Origin of the sequence: Phenylobacterium sp. (genome assembly GCF_020402505.1) — a bacterium.
Classification (GTDB): Bacteria; Pseudomonadota; Alphaproteobacteria; order Caulobacterales; family Caulobacteraceae; genus Phenylobacterium.
The window spans coordinates 1-5,245 of the sequence record NZ_JADBZL010000222.1 but is presented as its reverse complement, the minus strand read 5'-3'; the positions used below and the strand labels follow the sequence as shown (position 1 = coordinate 5,245).

4 protein-coding genes and 2 pseudogenes are annotated in these 5,245 nt (G+C 72.4%); all 6 read right to left on the bottom strand.

Going from position 1 to position 5,245, the window contains the following annotated elements; translation table 11 throughout:
* Window positions 1–601 (bottom strand): annotated as a pseudogene (locus IM632_RS14315) (hypothetical protein); the annotation flags it as partial.
* Window positions 598–1,098 carry a hypothetical protein gene (locus IM632_RS14310; protein WP_293514128.1) on the bottom strand — a complete coding sequence of 167 codons (501 nt, stop codon included), beginning with the start codon at window positions 1,096–1,098 and terminating at the stop codon, window positions 598–600. The pseudogene IM632_RS14315 and the gene IM632_RS14310, both read right to left, overlap by 4 nt.
* Window positions 1,095–1,712 carry an RNA polymerase sigma factor gene (locus IM632_RS14305; protein WP_293514129.1) on the bottom strand — a complete coding sequence of 206 codons (618 nt, stop codon included), beginning with the start codon at window positions 1,710–1,712 and terminating at the stop codon, window positions 1,095–1,097. Before IM632_RS14305 ends, IM632_RS14310 begins: the two co-directional genes overlap by 4 nt.
* A complete protein-coding gene (locus IM632_RS14300; protein ID WP_293514131.1) occupies window positions 1,693–2,130 on the bottom strand; it encodes a hypothetical protein in 438 nt (145 codons plus the stop codon). The genes IM632_RS14305 and IM632_RS14300 overlap by 20 nt, the downstream gene beginning before the upstream one ends.
* A gap of 55 nt (window positions 2,131–2,185) precedes the next feature.
* Window positions 2,186–5,059, bottom strand: coding sequence for a bifunctional [glutamine synthetase] adenylyltransferase/[glutamine synthetase]-adenylyl-L-tyrosine phosphorylase (locus IM632_RS14295; RefSeq protein ID WP_296552515.1), 2,874 nt, complete (start codon window positions 5,057–5,059; stop codon window positions 2,186–2,188).
* A pseudogene (locus IM632_RS14290) lies at window positions 5,056–5,245 on the bottom strand (histidine kinase); the annotation flags it as partial. The pseudogene IM632_RS14290 and the gene IM632_RS14295, both read right to left, overlap by 4 nt.

Sequence of the window (5,245 nt, the reverse complement as noted above, 5' to 3'; positions counted from 1 at the left end):
TGCGGGCGGCCAGTTCTCGGCGTCGGGCCATGTCCAGCCGGCGCGCGGCCTCCGCTTCGTTGACCTCGCCCCTCGCCAAGGCGCGCCAAGCCGCCGCGCGCTCGCGGCGAGCCTGGATGAGATCGGCCCGAACGGCTTCGCTCTCGACCCGCAGGAGGGCCCGAAGGGCCAGCCCCTCGCTTTCCGGCAGGTCACGAGTGACGATGATCAGGGGATTGCCGCCTGGGGGCCGGGGAAGGCCGACACCCGGCAGCGGAGGATTTCCGCGGAAGCCGCCCGGACTGAGGGCCGCGATCTCCGGCGTCCGGCCTGCGGCGTCGGCGGGCCGCGGGTCCTGGGTGACGACCGCAGGGGTGGGTGGCGGCGGCGCAGATCGGAGCGCTTCTGACGGCTGAGCCGGCGCCATCGCTGGCTCTCGCGCCTCGGGATCGGGCGAGTCCGGGTTCAAGGCGCCGTCGGGAAGCGGCGGCGCTTCGGTCGCGGCCGGCGTGGGGGCCTGCGAACCGCGTATCTCCCTCCAGGTTCCCGCGATTACGCCGATCAGGAAGAGATTGAGTGCAAGGGACAGGAAGACCGCCGTCGGCAGGACAGGGAGTCTCAAGCGCCGAAGTCCGCTTCGGCGTCCGCAAAGGGCGCCTCCCAGTCCTCCAGCACCTCGGCGAGGACCTCGTCAGTCTGGGGCGAGGCGCTGGCTGACGCCGGCCTCTCCATCGAGGGCGATGGCGCAATCCCAAATGACGGCGTCGACAAGAGGAAGGGCGCGGCGAGGATGCCGGCCAGGCAGGCGGCCGCAAGGCCGGCGCCGCCGCCGAGAGTCAGCACGAAGGCCCGGCGACGGGCGCGGCTCACCAGGTCGGGCGCAGGGACGAGCACCCGGCTGCGCAAGGCCTCGACGGGGTCGGCCGTCCGCCAGCTCCCCAGGAGGTCATCGAGGGCGCGGGCCGCTTCCAGCACGGCGGCGCCTTCCCGGGGGTTGCCGGCAAGCCAGGCCTCGGCGGGACCGCGCTCGGCCTCCGGCCAGCGGGAGATGTCGCCCCCATAGGCCTCGGCAAGGTCGCGGAAACGCCGGGGTCCCATCGGTGTGCGGCCGAAGGTCACGGAACAAGGTCCGACAGGGCGGCGCGCAGGGCGCGGCGACCGCGGGAGAGCAGGCTCTCCAAGGCCTCAACACTGACGCCCAGGACCCGGGCGGCCTCGATGTTGCCGAGGTCCTGGTAATGGCAAAGCACCACCGCCTCGCGCTGGCGGGGCGGCAGGGCCGCCATGGCGACGGCCACCCGATCGCCGATGTCCCGAGCCTCCAGGCCACGGTCCGGAGCGGGACCGGGATCGACAAGGGCGTCGAGGTCGGCGGCGTCGCCCGGCCGGCGGCGGCGCAGGCGATCGCGGCAAAGGTTGATGGCCACCCGGTGCAGCCAGGTGTCGAACCGGGCCTCGCCGAATCTCCAGACAGGCGCCTGACGCCAGGCCCGGATCAGGGATTCCTGGGCCACGTCCTCCGCCTCGGCGGCGTCGCCCAGCACTCGGGCGGCCAGGGCGGTCAGTCGGGGCAGCTTGCGGGCCGTGAGGGCGCGAATGGCGAGGAGGTCGCCCTTGCCGATTCGGCGCACGAGGTCGGCGTCAGGGTCATCGGGACGCGCCGCCGGCGACGCCGGGCGCGCAGCGCCCGCTCCGGCTGCAAGCCCGAGGGCGTCAGTTACCGGACGCAGCACGCTGCCTCTCCCGCATGGCGGCGACCTCGGTCTTGGTCAGGACGCCGTCCCGGTCGGAGTCCGCGGCGTCGAAACGCCGTCGGGTGTTCGCCTCCATCTCTCCCCGGGACATGGCGCCGTCGCCATTCACATCCGTCGCGCGCCACCACTGGTCCATGGCGGCCGCGGCCCTTGCGCCGCCAAAGGTGCGAGCCATGCCGGCGACCTTGTCGAACTCCTTGCGCGAGATCTGGCCGTTCTTGTCCGCATCGAGGGTGTCGAGCGTCCTTTCGACATTGGCCGACCGGTACTCGGCGTACAGAATCCGCCCGTCCCCGTTCTGGTCGAGCTTGGGCGGGCCCATCTGGGCTGCGGCGGGAAGGCCGCAGAGGGACGCCAGTCCCACGACGGTGGCGAAAGCGGCGCGGTTCAGGGACACGGGAAGACCTCCGGCTATCTTCTGTCCAACGAAATGAACCGCCAAATCCGGCGTTTCAAGGGCGAACCAGGCGATCAAAGGCCTCAAGGGCGCCCTTCCGGGTCCGGGTCAGGCGGGCGGCGAGGCTGCGGAAGTCTCGGGCGCCGCCCGCCCGGGCGAGCTTCCGGCGAAAGGCCTCCGGTTGAGCGGCGGGGTCGTCCCCATCGCCAAGGGCCAGACGGAGCATCTGCGTCAGGTTCTGCTGCAGGGTCCAGGCCTCCAGAAGGGGCCCGACCGGGCCCGCCAGTCCCGCCGCCGCGAGGGCCTCCAGGGCGTCGGCGGTCCCGGCCCGCAGCGGGCCGCCGGCGGGCGCATGGGCGAGCTGGAGAAACTGGGCGGCGAACTCAATGTCCACCAGCCCGCCCGGGGCGAGCTTCATGTCCCAAAGGCCGGAGGCCGGCTTCTCCTGCGCAATGAGGGCGCGCATTTCGCGCACGTCGCGGGCCAGGGCGGCAGGGTCCCGGGGCTGGCGCAGGGCGGACTCGATGGCGGCGTTGACGTCTGCTGCAAAGGCCGGGTCGCTGGACCAGACCACCCTCGCCCGGGTGAGCGCCATGAACTCCCAGGTCTCAGCCTCGGTCTCGTAATAGGCGCCGAAGGTCGGGAAGGCGACCGCCACCGGCCCCTTGGCCCCCGACGGCCGAAGCCGCATGTCGACCTCGTAGAGCTCTCCCTCCGAGGTCGGCAGGGACAGGGCCGCCACCAGCCTCTGGGTGAATCGGGCGTAGAAGACCTCCGCCGGCCATCCCTTGAGACTGGAGACGGCGTCGGGTTCGGCAGCCCTGTGCAGGGTCATCAGGTCGAGGTCCGAGCCGGCGCTCATCTCCCGGGAACCGCACTTGCCCAGGGCCACGACCGCCACCTGTCCCTCGAAGGCGCCGCCGATCCGGCCCGCCTCGGCGAGGGCTGCGGGGGCCAGGGCCTCGATACAGGCGTCGGCCAGACCTGCGAAGGCGTGCCCCGCCGCCTCGGCGCCGGCCGACCCGCTCATCACCTGGACGCCGACCCGGAAGGCCTGCTCCCGATGCTGGCGGCGGACGGTGTCCATGGCCGCCTCGAAGTCCCCGGCGCCGGCGACTGCCCGCTGCAGGGCCTGGCGGTCCTCTGCGGGGTCAATGGCGCCGAAAAAGGCCGGATCCAGCATGGCGTCCAGGGCGGCGGGACGACGGGCCAGGGTGTCGGCGAGGCGGGGCGCAAAGGTCATGACCTCGACGATCAGCTCGAAGAGCGCCGGCTGGGCGAGGAAGAGGGACTGAAGCTGCACGCCGCTGGACAGGCGCGAGAAGAAGGCCCCGAACCGCAGAAAGGCGGCGTCCGGGGCGCCGGCGGCGTGGGCGGCCTCCAGAAGACGGGGCGCAAGGCGGGTGAACAGCTCCCGGCCACGCTCGGACCGGGTGGCGGCGATGTGGCCATGGTGCCAGCTTCGGATGGTCTGGGACACCTGGGCGGGCTGGCTGAACCCCATGCGTGAAAGCGTCTTCAGGGTCTCCGGATCATCCTCCACGCCGGTGAAGATCAGGCTGCCAAAGCGGGAGGACAGCGGCTCCTCGCCCGGGAAGAGCTCCCCATAGCGCTGGTTCACCGACCGAAGGATCCGCTCGACCCAGGCGTCGAAGCTGCGTAGCCGGTCATGCCCGGACAGGGCGGCCACCCGACGGCGCTCGGCGTCGGACTCCGGAAGCCGGTGGGTCTGCTCGTCCGCCAGCATCTGCACCCTGTGTTCCAGGGACCGCAGGCGGTGGTAGGCGTCGGTCAGGTCGTCCCGCGCCTGAGGGGACACGTGCCCCGCCTCAGTCAGGGCGGCCAGGGCCTCCAGGGTGCGGAAGCTGCGCAGGGCGGGCTGCCGGCCGCCAAGGATGAGCTGCTGGGTCTGGACGTAGAACTCGATCTCGCGGATGCCGCCGCGACCCAGCTTCAGGTCGGCGCCCTTGGCCGAAAGGCGATCGTCGACCTTGTGGATGTGGATCTGGCGCTTGATCGAGTGGATGTCGGCGATGGCGCCGAAGTCCAGGTTTCGCCGCCAGATGAAGGGTTCCAGCTCGCCGAGGAAGGCCCGGGCGCGGGGAAGGTCACCCGCGCAGGCCCTGGCCTTGATGAAGGCCGCGCGCTCCCAGTTCTGGCCGACGCTTTCGTAGTAGTCGAGCGCGGCGGCGGCGGAGACCGCCGGGGGCGTGGACCCCGGGTCCGGCCGTAGCCGCAGGTCGATCCGGAAGACGTATCCGTCGGAGGTGCGCTCCTGCATGAGTTCGGTGAGGCGGTGGGTCAGGCGGACCGCGAAGGCCTGGGGCTCGATTCCCTCGGCGAGGGGCATGACCTCGGGATCGAAGAAGATCGAGATGTCGATGTCGCTGGAATAGTTCAGCTCGAAGGCGCCGTGCTTGCCCATGGCGATGCAGAAATAGCCGGGAACCGGGCCGGCCCCGGGGTCGGCGGACGGACGAAGGCGCCCGGCGGCGACCTCGGCCCCGGCGGCGGAGGCGAGGGCCGAGGTCAGGGCCGCATCGGCGAACCGCGCCAGGGCGCCGGTGACCTGGTCCAGGTCCCAGACCCCGCCAAGGTCCGCCAGGGCCGTCAGGAGGTGCGCCTCGGCCTTGAGGCGGCGAAGCCCCGGAGCAGCGGCCTCCGGGGCGACGCCGGCGAGGGCGCGGGTCCGGTCCAGTATGTCGGCGAGCCGGACGTCGGGGTCCGCGTCCAGGAGGCCGGCGAGGCGGGCCGGGTCGCGGCGGACCAGACCCGCAAGGTAGGGGGAGGCGCCGAAGACGGGGGCCAGGGCCTCCCGCTCCGAAGGGGAGAGGGCGTGCTGGGAGGCCAGGACGTCCAGGAGACGCTCGGCCGGACGGGCGTCGATGACCGGGCCGCAGGGACGAAGTCGGTCGCCCAGCCGGTTCATGTCAGCGAGGGAAGGATCAGGGCCGCCCGAAGGCCCGGTCCGGAACCATCATAAGCGCCCGGTCCCTCCCCCAGCTCGAGGCGGCCGCCATGGGCTTGAGCGACGGCGGCGACGAGGGACAGGCCGAGACCCGCACCCGGGAGGTTGCGGCTGTTCTCAAGGCGCACGAACCGCTCCACCACCCGA

What these genes read in the sequence shown, in the direction of transcription:
- IM632_RS14295 (WP_296552515.1), bottom strand. Translation starts at nt 5,059, where the DNA reads ATGAACCGGCTGGGCGACCGACTTCGTCCCTGCGGCCCGGTCATCGAC.